Here is a 14,650-nt window from a genome sequence, read left to right as displayed (position 1 = left end):
CGATGAAATGAGCGAGTCGCCGACGGGGCCTATCCGCGCATCAGATTCATCACTTCGTCGGCAACCTCCGGTTCGACGGCGACGACGTAGCGGTCGCCGGCTGACAGCGTCGTGTCCGGACCGGCGATCCGGTGGCCCTCGCTATCGGAGACGATCAGCGTCCCATCCGGAAAGCGGACCTGCGAGAGCGTTTTCCCCGCGGCCGGCGCTCCTTCCGCGACGCGGACGAGCATAATGTCGAGACTCCCCGTCACGTCCGCCAGCGTCTGGACGTCGCTCCCCAGGATTTCGTTGGCCGCCACCCGCGCGCCGGCCCGTTCCGGGAAGAGGACCGCGTCGACGAAGCGCGTGTAGGTCTCGCCGGACGCGCGATCGATCCGCGCGACGGTCCGAATTCCCGGCGTGAGCTCCGACGCGGCCAGACAGATGGCGAGGTTCAGTCCACTCTCCCCGGTGAGTGCCGCGATCGCGTCGGCCCGTTCGACGCCGGCCTGTTCGATGATGTCGGGGTTGGTCGCATCGCCCTGGATGACCGTCGCGATCCACTCGTCGGCGATCTCCGAGACGATCCGTTCGTCGCGTTCGATGATCGTTACGTCGTGGCCGCGGTCGGCGAGGATCTCGGCCGTCTGGAAGCCGACGCGCCCGCCGCCCGCGATGATGATATCGAGAGTACTGGTCATAGTGTCAGTCTTCAGTTCCCGGTGTCATTTCAGTGTCGGTACCTTTCGGGCCGCGGTCCGGCTGCGCTCGCACGCGGTTGAGCGCGACGTACATCAGCCCCCCCAGCAGGATCCACGCGACGCTGAGCCCCAGCGCGAGCGGATCCGTCCGGAGCAGGTACTCCACAAGCACCCCGGTCAAGAGGAGATTGAGCGCGACACCTATCAGCGGCGGCGCGGGGTAGTACGGCATCTTGTAGGGGCGGTTCATATTCGGGCGCTCCCGGCGGAGTCTGATCACGGCGACGTTGACGATGATAAAGGAAAGCAGGAAGAACAGACTCGCCATATTCCCGGCACTCTGTGTCGGGAGCGCGACTGACCCGAGCATCACGATCGCGCTCGTGAGGATCGCGACGAACGGCGTCCCGTAGCGGTGGTGGATCTGCCCGAACGAGGGCAGGAGCTGACCCTCACGACCCATCGAGAACGCCACCCGCGAGGAGGCGATCACGACCGCGTTCAGCGCAGTCAACGTCGAGAACACCGCCCCGAAGACGATGAGCGCGCCGCCGTTCTGGATGATCGGCAGTCCGGTCGGCATAAACGACGTCGCCGCCGCGGCGATGCCTGCCTCGCCGGCGTCGGCGAGTCCGTCTGCCCCGAGGGTGCCGACGGCGACGGTGACGACCGCCAGATAGACGATGACGGTCGCGATCAGACTCACGAAGATCGCCTTCGGGATGTTCTCACGGGGGTTCTCGACTTCCTCGGTGACGGTGGTGATGAGGTCGTAGCCCTCGAACGCGATGAACGTCAGCCCCATCGCCGGCAGTACTGCGGTCGCACCGGCTCCCTCGGGGAACAGCGGCTGGAACTCGGCCCCCGAGAACATCGGCGACGAGAGACCGAAGCCGACGAACACGACAAGGATGCTCACCTTGATGATCGTGAAAATCGTCTCGGCGCTCCCGCTTGCAGCCGTCGAGACGGCGTTGAGCGCGACCAGCCCCAGCACGGCGACGAACGCCAGGAGGAACGCGAGCGGCACCGCCGCATCGACGACCGGCAGGGCGATGGCACCCACCTGGTCGGGTGGCGGGACGATCCCGTAGACGTGCAACAGTTCGAGGAAGTTCGGCGCGAAGCCGAGCGCGTACAGCCCGCCCGCGATCATATAGGCGAACCAGAGCATCCAGCCCATAATGAACGACGAGAGGTCGTCGAAGATCTCCCGGACGAACGCGTAGCCGCCGCCGCTCTTCGGGATCGACGCGGCGAGTTCGGCGTACGAGAGGCCGGTGAATGCGGTGACGGCACCGTTCAGTGCGAAGACGAGAATTGCGGCCGGACCGGCAATTTCGGCAGCCAGTCCCGTCAGCACGAAGATGCCGGCGCCGATCATCGCCCCCATCCCGATCATCGTCGCATCGAGCAACCCGAGTTCGGCTTCCGGAGACCGCGTTTGACTGCCGCCCATCAGGTACGACACCTTGTTCGAGAATTGTTCATCGTACGCTCTCGACGAACTGTTCGAGCCATATTATTACCTCGGAAAATTCCCCTATCGGGGGAACTGAACCGAGGGTTATTAAGATTCTGGCAGCGCCCGGACGGGGGATTCCAGCCGCGTGGGAATCGAGCAGTCGGTGAAGTGACAGGCCCGAGAACAGTCCCCCTGATGACCCGAACAAAGCGGTTCGTGATCGCCGGTGGCGGACGGGTCGGGCTACAGACGGCCGAGAACCTCGCGGGCCAGAATCACGAGGTCGTGTTGATCGAGTCCGACGAAGAGCGGGTCGCGGAACTTTCTGACGCCTACCTCGGCCCCGTGATCCACGGCGACGCCACGCGCCCGTCGATCCTGAAGCAAGCCGACCTGACCGACGCCGACGCGATCGCCGCACTCACCGACGAGACGGGGACGAACCTGGCGATCTGTATGGAAGCCCAACAGCTCGCCCCGTCGATCCGGACGCTCGCGCGCGCGGAGACGCGAACTGACCACGAGTACGACGAAGTCGTCGACGCGACCCTGATGCCACAGTACCTCGGCGGCGACCACGCCGCGGATATGCTCACGGGCGAGGGGATCCGGACGCTCGTCTACCCGACTGCAGACCTCGATATCATCGAGGTAACCGTGACCGAATCGGCGCCGGTCGCCGGCCGGCAGCTCGACGAGATCGCGCTTCCGGAGGGCAGTCTCCTGCTTTCGACCGCCGACCGGGAGGAACTCGCCGGCCCCGAGACGAGATTGGAGCCAAACGAACGGTACATTGTCGCCGTCGAATCCGGCGTCGTCGACGAAGTGCTGAATCTGATGCGGGGCTAGCACTCCGGAGGCGGTTTCACCCGGGCGCACCAAGGTGTCCGTATGACCACCTGGGACGAGCGCTTCCGCGAAGGGGAGTACCCGACCGATCCCGACCCCTCGCCGGTACTCGAACGATACGTCGACACGTTGCCCGAGGGTCGCGCGCTCGATATCGCGACGGGAACGGGGCGGAACGCCGTGTTCCTCGCCCGCGAGGGGTATCGCGTCGAGGCCATCGACCAGTCGCGCGTCGGCCTGGAGATCGCCAGAGAGAACGCCGAGACCCACGGCGTCGCCGGACGGACGAACTGGATCCAGGCCGACGTGCCCTCCTTTGCCTTCCCCGAGGCGACCTACGACGTCATCACGATCAGTTTCTACCGCGCGATGGATCGCCTCGGGGACATCAAAGACGCCCTCGCGGACGGCGGCGTCCTCTTCGTCGAGCACCACCTCCGGACGAACGACCCCGTCGACGTCGGGCCGTCCGGCGACCGGTACCGGTTCGGCGCCAACGAACTCCTCCACGCCTGTCTCGATCTCACCGTCCTCTACTTCGACGCGACGACCGAACAGCTAGAAGATGGCAGAACCACAGCAACGGCGCGGATCATCGCCCGCAACACCACAGGTCGCGAGCAGTCGTATCCCGAGCCGGAGCGGTAGCGTCGTGGTCGCTGTCGCCACGGAGGGCTGGCTTCCCTGACGACACCGCTTCCCGCCGAGACCGGTCCCGGCGACACCGTTTTTCCGCCGCGCGCCCTCCGGACAGTCGTGACGAACGGATCCCTCCAGTCGGACCTCCAGACGCTCCACGAGCACCTCGCGGCGACGAGCGAACGGCCGGTCGAGCGGACCGCGAGTCGGTGGATCGGCGAGGCGGAAGCCATCGCCGGCGACCTCGTCGGTCGGGACGCCGATCCGGACGTCGTGGCCGAGCGGGTCGGTCACGTCGTCGACCTCCTCGCGAACGTCGAGACGACCGAGGACGCGGCCGCCGACGAACACGTCGACGCCGCCCGGACCGTCGCGGCGGAGATTCTGGAGACGGTCGATACGTAGCCGCCGCCCCAGTCACCGGGATCGGCCGCCGTTGGGCGGATATTTATCCCCGGTGGTCATATCGCCGGTGATGGGTCTCCGCAGGATACTCACTTTCGTCAAAACGCTCGAAAAAGAGCTCGCATTCTTCAATATCAATCCCGGGGATCCGATCGTCGACGAGGTGGAAACGTACTTCGAGACCCAAAACCTCAGGGTCACAGTCCGGGAGACCTCCTCGGGAGCGCCAACGGATCTCGCGATCCTCAGTCGGGAACAATCGGTCCTGGCAGTGCTCGCTGTCGAAACCCTTCGGAACCTCGTCGCCGGCGCACCACCAGCGGACTCCGCTGAAACCGGCATCGCCGACAGCGAACACGAGGCGATCCTCAAGCATCTCAAGGAGACGACGTTCACGTCGTACGACACCGAGCAGATGCTGTATGCCTCCCGCGAAATCGAGGATCGGGCCCGGCGCGTCGGGGCGGGAAGCATCCACGCGGGGTTCCAGCGGTGTTCGGTGATGGCCCAGCAGCGGGCGGTCTACGCAGATCTCGCGAGTCGCGGCCTCGACGTCCACGCGTACGGCGCCCCGGACGTCCCGCCGCCTGACCTCGGCGGCGGACAGGTCCACGCGGCCGAAACCGGAGAGCTTGCGCGGACGTGGTTTGTCGTCTTCGACGGCGGCGGCGACGCGGAACAAAAGAGCGCCCTGCTTGCCGAAGAGCGCGCCGAGGGTGACTTTTACGGCGTCTGGACGTACGACCCGAACATCGTCGACGGCGCACTCGATCATCTCCGACGGACGTACCGTCCCCCGGACGGGGATCGAAAACAGTCCGAGAATTGATACGAAAAAACACGAGTGTGTTCCACTCGTCCCGTATCAAGCCTGAAACCGAACATAATCGGCAAGTTGTTTATATACTCCACCTTAAATATTGTTTTTGATATTCGGGTGCAAAAGAGTATACCAGTCCATCGAAACCGGCCAAATATGAGCAAACAGACGGGGCGAACGCAACAGTCCGGAGATGAAAACGGGACAGTCGAGTGGGAAGACGTCTCCGAGACGTCGGATGGACTGTTCGGCAGATTCCTCGGCGGACTCGGGAACGGATCCGAGTCGGCGCGAGCGGGTGATACGACCGGATCGCCCGACGGTGGCGGTCGAGGCAACTCCGAGACTGCCCGATCCGACGAAGCGCAGGCGCTCGTGCGGAGTATCCTCGACGGGCTACAGGAGCCGACGGTCGTCGTCGATACGGACGGACGGATCACGCATATCAACGCGCAGGCGCTCGAACTGTACGACCGTAGCGAGTCGGAAGCCGTCGGCCTCGCGCCGCACGCCCTGCAGGACCAAGGGAGTGAGGGCAGCGAGATCGTCGCGGAGGCGTTCCACCGTGAAACCGACATCCAGGGCCGCGAGGAGACGCTACGGATCAACGGCGACGGGACGCCGCTCGAACGGACGGTGACGTTACTGTACGACGAAAGCGGCGCGTTCGTCGGGGCGATGCTCGTCGAAAAAGACGTGAGCGAACGGACCAGAGAGCGCGAGAAAAAGCAGTACCTCGAACAGTATCAACAGGAAGTCCTCGACGACCTCCAGGACAAGCTCGCCCGACTTGCCGGTGGCGACCTCACGATCGATCCGACCGTACCACGCCCGGAACGGGACTACGCCGAGGCGACGGACGTCTACGAGGAGTTCACCCGACTCAACGAGCACCTCACCGCGGCCGTCGATAACATTCAGGCGGTCGTGGACGCAGTGACTGAGAGCGCAGACGACCTGCAGACGGCGGGGCAGTCACTCGGCGCCAACAGCGAGGAGGTGACCGCGTCCATCCAGCAGATCGACGCCTCGTCGACCGAACTGGCCGACGGCGCCGACGACCTCGCCGAGGACACCCAGCGGGCCAGCGAGAACGTCGACGACCTCTCGGCGTCCATCGAGGAGATCACGGCGTCCGTCCAGCAGATCGACGCACAGTCCGAGGAAGTCGCGGACATCGCCTCCGCTAGTGTCGATGACGCGACCGCAGCTGTCGAACAGATCCGAAACGCTACGGACGCGACGACGACCGTCGCAGATCGGATTGACTCCCTCGAAGAAAGTATGGAAGAAGTCGGGCAGATCATCGACATCATCGCCGACATCGCGGATCAGACGAACCTCCTCGCGCTGAACGCAAACATCGAAGCCGCCCGTGCAGGGGAGGCAGGAGACGGATTCGCCGTGGTGGCAGCGGAGGTCAAAAGCCTGGCCGAAGAGTCCCAGGAATCGGCCGACAACATCGCTTCGATCGTCGAAAACGTCCAAGCGCAGACGGCCGACCTCGTCGGGAGCATCACCGAGGCCACCGGGGAGGTCGAGGACGGTGCCGACGAGGTCGAAGCCCTCGTCGAACGGCTCGAAACGATCGATCAGCGGGCGAACCAGACCAGCAACGGACTCGAGGAGATCTCCGATGCGGTCGAGTCACAGGCCCAGAACGCCGAGGCGGTCAGCAGTGTCATCCAGGACACCGCGGGGATGAGTCAAGAGATCACCGCATCGATCACACAGATTTCGAGCGGTGTCGACGAACAGTCCGACGCGATGGAGGAGATTTCGGCGAACGCCCAACAGATCAGCGCGATGAGCGACGAACTGTACGACCGAGTAGACGCATTCAGGGTCGCGGAAGACGAGAGTGCAGACCTGAGTTCGGAGGCGCAAACCCGATGAGATCGGGGTCGACCGAAATCTCGGTCGCCTGCCGCCGTCACCCCTCATCACGACAAGAGTTAACACACTCGGCGCCCTACCGGCGTGAGTGATGAGTGGTCGACGGTCGTTCATCTGCCGGGAGTGTGGTGCTCGCGTCTCTCCGGGGTCGTTCCGCGCCAGATGTCCCGATTGTGAGGGAGAACTGGGCATTCTCGACGACACCGCCCGACGCGACGACGCCACGCGGGGAGAAGCCGACTGAGATGCCGGCGCGCGACCCCGACGATCGGGAGTCGTATCCGCCGACGGACCCGCGGCGGATCCGGGCGCTGGCAGTGACGACCGAGGACGTCGTCGACGCCTTCGAGGCGTCAGTCCGCGGCGGCCGCGAGCTGGTGCTCCGGGTGACGCCGCCGTTTTCCGGCCGGATGCGGGCCCGTCTCCACGCGGTCGACGTCGTCGAGTCGGCGGCCCACTCGGGAGCGACCGCCGAAGGCGGTCGGGACGCGGGCGATAAATCGGCAGCCGAAACCGGCGACGCGGGCGACGGATCGGCAGCCGAAACCGGCGACGCGGGCGATGGAACGGGGGACGACACCGCCGAGACAGCCCCGATCCACCTCCCGCCCGAGCGGTTTCTGTCGGAACCGCCGTCGTATCCGACAGTCGACGACACCGAGGACGCGCTCCGGGACTCGGAGACGCCGTACACACCGGAACGGCACCGGAAGCGACACCAGCGCGCCGTCGACGCGTGGCGCACGGCAGTCCGCGAGCGGTTCGTCGAGGAGGTCACTCTGGAGACCGATGGGGGTCCACACACCGTGGCAGTCTCGTATCTCGGCTAGGAGGTCCTCAACCGGGGGAGCGCGCACCGCACCGAAACAACCCTCGTGGGCCACGTCGACGCCGGGAACGAGGTTGACAGACAGCCGAGAGCGGTACACAGGCCCGCAAACCGGCGTTCATCCGGCGTGATTCGGACGAACCCGAGAAGACTGACCCGCGGGTTTAAATCCGATCGGGCGAGTATCTCCGCCCGTGCTATCGAATCGTCGTGTGCTGGCCGCAGTCGCCATCGCACTCCTCCTGACGACGAGCGGGTGTATCGGCTTTCTCACCGGGGACGAGCCCCTGCGGTTCTCCGCCGAGCCGGCCTCCGTCGCTGACGGGACGGTCGCGGAGACGGGCTACGAGCTGAACGACACGCGGACCGTCGAGATCGACCGGACGATCGAGGTCGCCGGCCAGGAACGGCGGGTCATCGCCTCGAACCAGATCACCGACTACAAGAAGAGTATGGAACTCCAGCCGCTGGGTGAGGTCGACCTCGGTGTCTTCACGGTGGTCTCGACGCCCGCCGTCGAGGTCGCCGGACAGACACTCAACCCGATCGGGAGCTACTCCAACGCGCGGCTGGTCGAGTTAGTCCAAGAGCAGTACTCCGGACTGAGCGACATCGAACAGGTGAGCGAGCAGAACATCACTGCCCAGGGCACCGAAACGACGGTGACGAAGTTCGCCGCGACGGCGACTTTCGAAGGCCAGGAGATCGACGTCTTCGTCCACGTGACGAAGTACCGCGACGGCGACGACTTCATCCTCGCGATCGGGGTCTACCCCCAGCAGCTCGACGGCGAGGAGGAGAACATCCTCTCGATGATGCGCGCGATCGAACACCCGGCATAGTCGTCGGGCCGATCCGCCATAGTCGTCAGGCCGATCCGCCATAGCCGTCAGGCCGATCCGCCATAGCCGTCAGGCCGATCCGCCATAGCCGTCGGGAGGACCCGATGGGAACGTCGCGGTGGTGCCGACACTCCGAACGTTGCCTCCGAACAACGCTTTTGTCCCTTCTCCGCGAGTTTGGGGTATGCCACGAACGCGGACCCTCGGCATCGGCCTCACGGCGCTTGCCGTCCTCGGCTACGCGATCGGCGTTGCAGCGCCGTATCCGGGCCGGGCGGCCAGCATCGTGGGTGTGATGGTCGGCGTGACGCTCTACGCGATCGGCTCAGATGGGGGTGGATCGCAGTGATCTCAGCGATCGTCTACGACGTCGGAACCGTCGACCACCACACGATCACGAACGAACCGGACCTCGAAGCGGCGCGGCAGGCCCCCGGAACCACGTGGGTCCGGGTGAATTCGCCCACAGCAGAGGAGCTCAGTGCCGTCGAGGAAGCGTTCGGGCTCCACCCGCTGGAACTGGAGGACGTCCGGAGTGACGTCCGTCCGAAGACAGAGGAGTTCGAGGAGCACACGTTCGTCCTGGTGAAGACTGTCGCGCTCGAACGGGGCGAGACCACGTTCGACGAGGAGATCCGAACCCAGCCGATCGGCCTGTTTCTCGGCGACGACTGGCTCGTGTCGGTGACGATGGAGGCGGAGCGCGTCCCCGTCGTCTCCGACGTCTGGCAGTCCGTCGAGAACCAGCAGGGGCGGACGCTGAAGCAGGGCCCGGACTTCGCGGCCTACCGCGTGATCGATGGGACCGTCGACGACTACTTCGGTCTGCTGGACAGCGTCGGCGACACCATCGAGGATATCGAGGAGGCGATCCTCTCGACCCCCGACGAGACGCTCATCGAGAGCCTCAACGACGTCCGCCGCGACCTCCTGTCGTTCCGGAAGGTGGTCTGGCCGATGCGGGAGGCGATCGGCGTGCTCGCACGCGGAGACGTCGAGGGAGTCGAGCCGATCACCGAGAAGTACTATCGGGACGTCTACGATCACCTCGTCGAGATCGTCGACCTCACCGAGACCTACCGCGAACTCACCCGCGGGACGCGCGACATCTACCTCAATGTCGTCTCACAGTCGACGAACGAGGTGATGAAACGGCTCACCGTCGTCGCGACGATCTTCATCCCGCTGACCTTCGTCGTCGGTGTCTACGGGATGAATTTCGAGGGCCACGCGTCGAACCTTCCGGAACTGACGTGGGCGTACGCCTATCCGGCCGTGGTCGTGGGGATGGCCCTCGTGACCGGAATCCTGCTTTTGCACTTCCGGACCGAAGGGTGGATCTGACGTCGTCGCGGCAACCGATCCAACTGCAACTCCTGCGAAACGTATATATAATCGTGAGGAATCTTCGATAGTGCCGACAGAAATGCTAAAATGCACTTTCCGCCCCGTTTTCGAGGCTCTCGGTCCGAAACAGCTTTAGGAAGGTTTATATACTTGAGAGACTTACAGATAGTAAGTTCAGTTCCGGCGGGACGTCTCTCTCACTCTTTCCCGACCGCGAACGAACACTCCCCCACTATGAGCAACACAGAAACCCGAGAGTACGTCGAGAGCCGCACACCGCAGGCCAGCGAGAAGGACCGATCGACCGAACAGACGAGCGAGGAGACAGAGCAGGAGGAGACGCAGGTCTGTCCGGAGTGTGGTGGCACGCTCGTCGCCGACGAGGCACACGGCGAGACCGTCTGTACGGACTGTGGACTCGTGGTCGACGAGGATTCGATCGACCGCGGGCCCGAATGGCGTGCGTTCGATAGCGCCGAGCGCGATCAGAAATCCCGCGTCGGTGCGCCGACGACGAACCTGATGCACGACAAGGGGCTGTCGACGAACATCGGCTGGCAGAACAAAGACGCCTACGGCAACTCCCTGTCGTCGCGGCAGCGCGAGCAGATGCAGCGGCTGCGAACCTGGAACGAGCGGTTCCGCACCCGCGACTCCAAAGAGCGGAACCTCAAGCAGGCCCTCGGCGAGATCGACCGGATGGCCTCGGCGCTGGGCCTCCCCGAGAACGTCCGGGAAACGGCGTCGGTCATCTACCGCCGCGCGCTCGACGAGGACCTGCTCCCCGGCCGGTCGATCGAGGGCGTCGCCACCGCGGCACTCTACGCTGCGGCCCGCCAGGCCGGCACCCCCCGGTCGCTCGACGAGATCGAGCGCGTCTCCCGCGTCGACAAGATGGAACTGACGCGGACCTACCGCTACGTGGTCCGGGAACTCTCGCTCCAGGTCGAACCCGCCGACCCCGAGCAGTACGTCCCCCGGTTCGCCTCGGAACTGGGCCTCTCCGACGAGGCCGAGCGGACGGCCCGGGAGCTCCTCCGGAACGCGAAGCGCGCCGCGATCCACTCGGGGAAGTCGCCGGTCGGCCTCGCGGCTGCTGCAGTCTACGCCGCCGCTCTGCTGACGAACGACAAAGTAACCCAGAGCCAGGTCAGCGACGTTGCCAACGTCTCCGAGGTCACGATCCGCAACCGCTACAAGGAACTGCTGGAAGCCGGCGACGCGGGCATCGTTGCCTGATCGGGACCTCGCAGTCAGACAGTCTCCGTGACCACTGGCCGACGCACCAACCTTTATTGACGTACCGGGATTCGGTCCGACTATGGTCGAAGCGTTTGTGAGACTCCTGTGTCCCGAATGTGGGAAAGATTGGCAAGCGGAGCCGACGTCGCTGCCGAATCACCGCGAGAACTTCACCTGTTCGTCCTGCGGTGCGACGCGCCGACTCGCGGAGTTTATGCGGACCGAACGCGACCTCGACGCAGTAAAACAGTTCGAGTAGCGGTTCCTGCGGCTCTCGTCATACTGAGTACTCTCGTCTCTTCCCGTCGAGCGCCGTCAACGGTGGGGCGCTCGGCGGTAACAGGGAGAGAAGTCAGTCTCAGATATCCGGCACCGAGGAGAGCGCCCCGCAGGCGTCACACTTCAGCACCGTCGTCCCCCGCTCGTCGACGAGACGCGTGTCCGGCGAGCCGCACTCGCTGCACGTGACGAAGCCCTCGACGTAGGCCTCTAAGGCGTCTGCGACCCGTTGCTGTTTGAAGTCTCCGGTGAACCGGGCGCGTCCCCGGTCGTCGATCTGCGCGCTCGTGCCGAGTTCCGACTGCAGGAAGCGCATCAGGTGATCGGGGTCGCGGGCGAGCCGATCGTGGACCGCCTCGAAGTTCTCCCAGACGGTGACGTTCCCCTCCGGGCGGACCTTCGGGTCCGGAACCTCGAACCGGTCGCCGCCGCTTGCGATCTCCGGGGACTGTTCGAGCGCTCGATCGAGCTGGTCCTCGTAATCCATACGGCGCGGTAGGAGACGCGCGATGTAAAACGTTCATATGTCCAGGCGCGTCCCGAGCCGCGCGCCGTCAGTACTTATATAGTTACGCCTTCCGGGGAGAGAAACCGCGATCACTTACTCCACAGTGACGGGAATCGTTCATTATCGAACACAGTAAATCCGCCGAATCGGGCCGTTTCGCCCCAATATTCGCCAGGCGTTTGTTAACGATACTCAGGATAATAATATATTCTTCCAGTCTCAACCTTTGGTTGCTTATGAAAAAGCAGGAGCTCATCCACCTTCACGGCCTGCTTGCGGAGGTACACACCCAGGTCGAATCGTGGGAGAACGAGGAAGTGCCGCTGGAAGCATACAACGAACTCGGCGTCCGACCGACATCGATCCACAAATCGAAGACGGATCACAAAGCCGCCGTATTTAAACTGATCAAAGGAATCACCGGATCGCTCGACGAGGCGGAGCAGGACCCCGTCGCAGCGACTGCCGACTGAACGCGACATCTCGCCGCATCCTCCCTGTGCTACACCGACCAGCGCCAGCGCCGACCTGGGGATGACCCCCGTCTTTCTCCCGCCGTTCTCGTTTCCGATCAGGGTACGCCTCTCCCTCGGACACTGATAGATTCAGCCGGCGCGGGAGGCTCATACCGATTACTCTCACTGTTTACCGCCGAGTGCCACCCCCATTGCGGCGTTCGGCGGGAATCGACGAGAGTAATCAGTATCAGTCGTCGGGGCGCGCCAGCAACTCGTCCTGATACTGTGCGATCGCCTGGACGACCTTCTCGGCATCCTCGTCCGGCACCTCGTATTCGTCGAGCGTCTCGGAGAGAATCTCGACCGCCCGCGCGATGTGGGCTTCGGTGAACGGGACGTGGAGATGCGCCTCGCGGACCGGTTCGGCATCGTACGTTTCCGGGCCGCCTGCAGCCTCACAGAGGAAATCGGTCTGGGTGCGCCTGAGCCGTTCGAGATCGGCGTCCTCGAAGAACGGGCCCAGCGACTCGTCTTCGACGAGCCGATCGTAGAATTCGTCGACAACAGCACTGATTCCGTCGCGGCCGCCCAGCCGCTCGTAAAGCGTCTCCTTCGTCATAGGTGTCACTGACTGCTCGAAGTACACGATACTATCGGTCGACGTCCGAAACCTGGACGGACGTCCGGATCCGCTCGGGAGAACCGCCGTCGTCGCCGGTGCGAGAGCGAGAGGAAGCCGCGACCACCGGAATCGTCACGCGGGGCCGCTTCACCCGTCGTCGACGAGTTCGTCGAACTCGGGGATGAGGTCCTCGTCGTCGTCCGCATCGCCCGTCGATCCCTCGGCTGAGTCGGCGGTCGTTTCGTCTTCGTCCCCATCGCCGTCCTCGTCTTCGTTCCCCGTATCGTCCTCATCTTCGTCCCCTTCGCCGTCGATCACCTCGACAATCAAAACTTTCAGCGGGACGTTCTCGAGCCGCTGGCCGATCTCCTTGCGCGCGATCCGGGAGGCGTGTTGCTCCCGTTCGACGTTGAACACGGTCATCTCGAGTTCGAGAGCGACGAGGGCCTCGTCGGCCGCGATGAACGCCGGGGGGAGTTCCTCGCCCTCGGGCGAGGTCCGCGACCCCATCGAGATCTCGACGTAGCTCAGGTCCGGATTGAGCATCTCGCCCGTCTTCGAGATAGCGATGCGAATCGCCTCGTCGGGCGTCGTCACGTCGTACACCGGGATGGCGGCCTCAACGACGACTCTGCAGTCCATACCTGTACGTACAACGGCCTGCGGCATCAAAGATTCGCCCGTTGGTGGGAGCCGACGCCACCCCACCTGGCCACGCCTCGCACGCTCGAACTGTGCCCCCAGCGGCAGTCACTCTGCGCGCGCCCGGAGGTAGTAGAACAGATACGTCTGGACGTACCCGGCGTACTCGCCGCCGAGACGCGCCCGTATCGCCCGCGACGTCTCGGCGTAGTTCCCGCGATCGCAGTCCGGAAAGTGCTCGGCGATGGCCGTCCGGATCCAGGTGTCCAGCGGGACCGCTTCGAGGTAGTCCAACGAGAAAAGCAGGACGCAGTCGGCGACCTTCTCGCCGACGCCGACGAACTGCGTCAGGTACTCCCGGGCCGCCTCGTAGGAGCGACCGGCCGCCTCGGCGGGGTGGGCCTCACCGTCGGCCACCATCTCGGCCGTCCGCTGGACGTAGGGCGCGCGATAGCCGAGTTTGAGGTCGCGGAGTTCCGCCTCGCTCCGCGCGGCCAGCTGTGCAGGCTCGGGGAACGCGTCGAGTGTCTCCGACCCCAGCCGGTACTCCCCGCCGAACTCCCGGGCGAGTGCGGTCTGCATTCCGTGGATCCGCGCGACGCGCATCTGCGCCGAACAGATGAACGAGATCAGACACGGAAACGGCGGGTCGCGGACGAGCCGCATCCCGCGGTAGGCGTCGAACGCTCGCTCGATCAGGTCGTCGTCGGGGGCGGCGTCGTAGATGGCATCGAGGTCGTCGTCGAGGCGCAGCAGGTGCGTCAGAAGCGGGACGGGATCTGCAGTCGCTTCCCACTCCAGCCGACCGTCGCGCTGCCGGATCCGGACGGCGACGTGCTCGTCGGTGACGCCGTCGATCGGCGGGACGACCGTCCGGTACCACGCGTCGCCGCTGTGGACGTCCATCGACTCGTACATCCGCCCGTCGGCGCGGTCCCACAGGTACGACTGCCCGCTCTCGACGGTCGCCTGCAGGTCGAACGGGCCGGCGATTTGGGACAGATCGATCGCGCCGGATTCGAGGGGAGAACCGACGGCCGGGTCGGGGTCGGCAGTCATCGTCACACCGGAGGGACGCGAGAGGGATGGCGATTTCGATGCGTGACAGCAGTTGCACGCAAGGG

The 14,650-nt window shown here is 64.8% G+C and carries 19 protein-coding genes; 13 read left to right on the top strand and 6 right to left on the bottom strand.

Going from position 1 to position 14,650, the window contains the following annotated elements; translation table 11 throughout:
• Positions 1-29 precede the first annotated feature (29 nt).
• Both RJT48_RS15230 and RJT48_RS15225 read right to left on the bottom strand, forming a co-directional pair.
• Positions 30-683, bottom strand: coding sequence for an NAD-binding protein (locus RJT48_RS15230; RefSeq protein WP_311173199.1), 654 nt, complete (start codon positions 681-683; stop codon positions 30-32).
• A gap of 4 nt (positions 684-687) precedes the next feature.
• The gene (locus tag RJT48_RS15225) at positions 688-2,142 is read right to left on the bottom strand and encodes an APC family permease (protein ID WP_311173198.1); all 1,455 of its coding nucleotides are present in this window, start codon (positions 2,140-2,142) and stop codon (positions 688-690) included.
• 201 nt (positions 2,143-2,343) lie between these two features.
• Between RJT48_RS15225 and RJT48_RS15220 the strand changes: the two genes are divergently transcribed.
• The 12 genes from RJT48_RS15220 (at position 2,344) to RJT48_RS15165 (ending at position 11,276) form a co-directional block, all read left to right on the top strand.
• Positions 2,344-2,997 carry a potassium channel family protein gene (locus tag RJT48_RS15220; protein ID WP_311173197.1) on the top strand — a complete coding sequence of 218 codons (654 nt, stop codon included), beginning with the start codon at positions 2,344-2,346 and terminating at the stop codon, positions 2,995-2,997.
• A gap of 42 nt (positions 2,998-3,039) precedes the next feature.
• Positions 3,040-3,645, top strand: a complete 606-nt coding sequence (locus RJT48_RS15215) for a class I SAM-dependent methyltransferase (RefSeq protein ID WP_311173196.1) — start codon at positions 3,040-3,042, stop codon at positions 3,643-3,645.
• A 108-nt stretch (positions 3,646-3,753) separates the two neighbouring features.
• Positions 3,754-4,041: a DUF8152 family protein gene (locus RJT48_RS15210; RefSeq protein WP_311173195.1), complete on the top strand. Its 288-nt coding sequence runs from the start codon at positions 3,754-3,756 to the stop codon at positions 4,039-4,041.
• A 70-nt stretch (positions 4,042-4,111) separates the two neighbouring features.
• Positions 4,112-4,870, top strand: a complete 759-nt coding sequence (locus RJT48_RS15205; protein ID WP_311173194.1) for a DICT sensory domain-containing protein — start codon at positions 4,112-4,114, stop codon at positions 4,868-4,870.
• Positions 4,871-5,017: 147 nt separating this feature from the next.
• Positions 5,018-6,757 (top strand): methyl-accepting chemotaxis protein, encoded by a 1,740-nt coding sequence (locus RJT48_RS15200; protein ID WP_311173193.1) that lies wholly within the window; start codon positions 5,018-5,020, stop codon positions 6,755-6,757.
• 91 nt (positions 6,758-6,848) lie between these two features.
• Positions 6,849-7,001 carry a hypothetical protein gene (locus tag RJT48_RS15195; protein WP_311173192.1) on the top strand — a complete coding sequence of 51 codons (153 nt, stop codon included), beginning with the start codon at positions 6,849-6,851 and terminating at the stop codon, positions 6,999-7,001.
• A gap of 1 nt (position 7,002) precedes the next feature.
• On the top strand, positions 7,003-7,587 hold the full coding sequence (locus tag RJT48_RS15190; RefSeq protein ID WP_311173190.1) for a DUF8009 family protein: 585 nt from the start codon (positions 7,003-7,005) through the stop codon (positions 7,585-7,587).
• A 193-nt stretch (positions 7,588-7,780) separates the two neighbouring features.
• Positions 7,781-8,428 (top strand): DUF6517 family protein, encoded by a 648-nt coding sequence (locus tag RJT48_RS15185; protein WP_311173189.1) that lies wholly within the window; start codon positions 7,781-7,783, stop codon positions 8,426-8,428.
• 184 nt (positions 8,429-8,612) lie between these two features.
• Positions 8,613-8,777, top strand: a complete 165-nt coding sequence (locus RJT48_RS15180; protein WP_311173188.1) for a hypothetical protein — start codon at positions 8,613-8,615, stop codon at positions 8,775-8,777.
• A complete protein-coding gene (gene corA, locus RJT48_RS15175) occupies positions 8,774-9,772 on the top strand; it encodes a magnesium/cobalt transporter CorA (protein WP_425604721.1) in 999 nt (332 codons plus the stop codon). Before RJT48_RS15180 ends, corA begins: the two co-directional genes overlap by 4 nt.
• A gap of 237 nt (positions 9,773-10,009) precedes the next feature.
• Positions 10,010-11,014, top strand: coding sequence for a transcription initiation factor IIB (locus RJT48_RS15170; protein ID WP_311173187.1), 1,005 nt, complete (start codon positions 10,010-10,012; stop codon positions 11,012-11,014).
• A gap of 82 nt (positions 11,015-11,096) precedes the next feature.
• Positions 11,097-11,276: a DUF7836 family putative zinc-binding protein gene (locus RJT48_RS15165; protein WP_311173186.1), complete on the top strand. Its 180-nt coding sequence runs from the start codon at positions 11,097-11,099 to the stop codon at positions 11,274-11,276.
• A 99-nt stretch (positions 11,277-11,375) separates the two neighbouring features.
• On the opposite strand, the gene RJT48_RS15160 is transcribed toward RJT48_RS15165, so the two are convergent.
• Positions 11,376-11,783, bottom strand: coding sequence for a translation initiation factor IF-2 subunit beta (locus RJT48_RS15160; RefSeq protein ID WP_311173185.1), 408 nt, complete (start codon positions 11,781-11,783; stop codon positions 11,376-11,378).
• A 257-nt stretch (positions 11,784-12,040) separates the two neighbouring features.
• On the opposite strand from RJT48_RS15160, the gene RJT48_RS15155 reads away from it, so the two are divergent.
• Entirely contained in the window at positions 12,041-12,277 is a 237-nt protein-coding gene (locus tag RJT48_RS15155; RefSeq protein ID WP_311173184.1) for a UPF0058 family protein, read from the top strand.
• A gap of 232 nt (positions 12,278-12,509) precedes the next feature.
• Here RJT48_RS15155 and RJT48_RS15150 read toward each other — a convergent pair whose 3' ends face one another.
• From RJT48_RS15150 to RJT48_RS15140, 3 genes are all read right to left on the bottom strand, one after another.
• Positions 12,510-12,881, bottom strand: a complete 372-nt coding sequence (locus RJT48_RS15150) for a truncated hemoglobin (RefSeq protein WP_311173183.1) — start codon at positions 12,879-12,881, stop codon at positions 12,510-12,512.
• 150 nt (positions 12,882-13,031) lie between these two features.
• Complete coding sequence (locus RJT48_RS15145) at positions 13,032-13,526, bottom strand: DUF555 domain-containing protein (RefSeq protein WP_311173182.1); 495 nt, start codon at positions 13,524-13,526, stop codon at positions 13,032-13,034.
• 108 nt (positions 13,527-13,634) lie between these two features.
• On the bottom strand, positions 13,635-14,585 hold the full coding sequence (locus RJT48_RS15140; RefSeq protein WP_311173181.1) for a DNA-3-methyladenine glycosylase family protein: 951 nt from the start codon (positions 14,583-14,585) through the stop codon (positions 13,635-13,637).
• Between the last annotated feature and the right edge of the window lie 65 nt (positions 14,586-14,650).

Source organism: Halobellus ordinarius (assembly GCF_031823395.1).
GTDB lineage: Archaea > Halobacteriota > Halobacteria > Halobacteriales > Haloferacaceae > Haloquadratum > Haloquadratum ordinarius.
Note: the sequence above shows the minus strand (reverse complement) of the source record. Positions and strands in the feature narration are given on the sequence as shown.

Coding starts and splice junctions, on each gene's coding strand:
- RJT48_RS15230 (WP_311173199.1), bottom strand. CDS start 683: ATGACCAGTACTCTCGATATCATCATCGCGGGCGGCGGGCGCGTCGGC.
- RJT48_RS15225 (WP_311173198.1), bottom strand. CDS start 2,142: ATGGGCGGCAGTCAAACGCGGTCTCCGGAAGCCGAACTCGGGTTGCTC.
- RJT48_RS15220 (WP_311173197.1), top strand. CDS start 2,344: ATGACCCGAACAAAGCGGTTCGTGATCGCCGGTGGCGGACGGGTCGGG.
- RJT48_RS15215 (WP_311173196.1), top strand. CDS start 3,040: ATGACCACCTGGGACGAGCGCTTCCGCGAAGGGGAGTACCCGACCGAT.
- RJT48_RS15205 (WP_311173194.1), top strand. CDS start 4,112: ATGGGTCTCCGCAGGATACTCACTTTCGTCAAAACGCTCGAAAAAGAG.
- RJT48_RS15200 (WP_311173193.1), top strand. CDS start 5,018: ATGAGCAAACAGACGGGGCGAACGCAACAGTCCGGAGATGAAAACGGG.
- RJT48_RS15195 (WP_311173192.1), top strand. CDS start 6,849: ATGAGTGGTCGACGGTCGTTCATCTGCCGGGAGTGTGGTGCTCGCGTC.
- RJT48_RS15190 (WP_311173190.1), top strand. CDS start 7,003: ATGCCGGCGCGCGACCCCGACGATCGGGAGTCGTATCCGCCGACGGAC.
- RJT48_RS15180 (WP_311173188.1), top strand. CDS start 8,613: ATGCCACGAACGCGGACCCTCGGCATCGGCCTCACGGCGCTTGCCGTC.
- RJT48_RS15170 (WP_311173187.1), top strand. CDS start 10,010: ATGAGCAACACAGAAACCCGAGAGTACGTCGAGAGCCGCACACCGCAG.
- RJT48_RS15165 (WP_311173186.1), top strand. CDS start 11,097: ATGGTCGAAGCGTTTGTGAGACTCCTGTGTCCCGAATGTGGGAAAGAT.
- RJT48_RS15160 (WP_311173185.1), bottom strand. CDS start 11,783: ATGGATTACGAGGACCAGCTCGATCGAGCGCTCGAACAGTCCCCGGAG.
- RJT48_RS15155 (WP_311173184.1), top strand. CDS start 12,041: ATGAAAAAGCAGGAGCTCATCCACCTTCACGGCCTGCTTGCGGAGGTA.
- RJT48_RS15150 (WP_311173183.1), bottom strand. CDS start 12,881: ATGACGAAGGAGACGCTTTACGAGCGGCTGGGCGGCCGCGACGGAATC.
- RJT48_RS15145 (WP_311173182.1), bottom strand. CDS start 13,526: ATGGACTGCAGAGTCGTCGTTGAGGCCGCCATCCCGGTGTACGACGTG.
- RJT48_RS15140 (WP_311173181.1), bottom strand. CDS start 14,585: ATGACTGCCGACCCCGACCCGGCCGTCGGTTCTCCCCTCGAATCCGGC.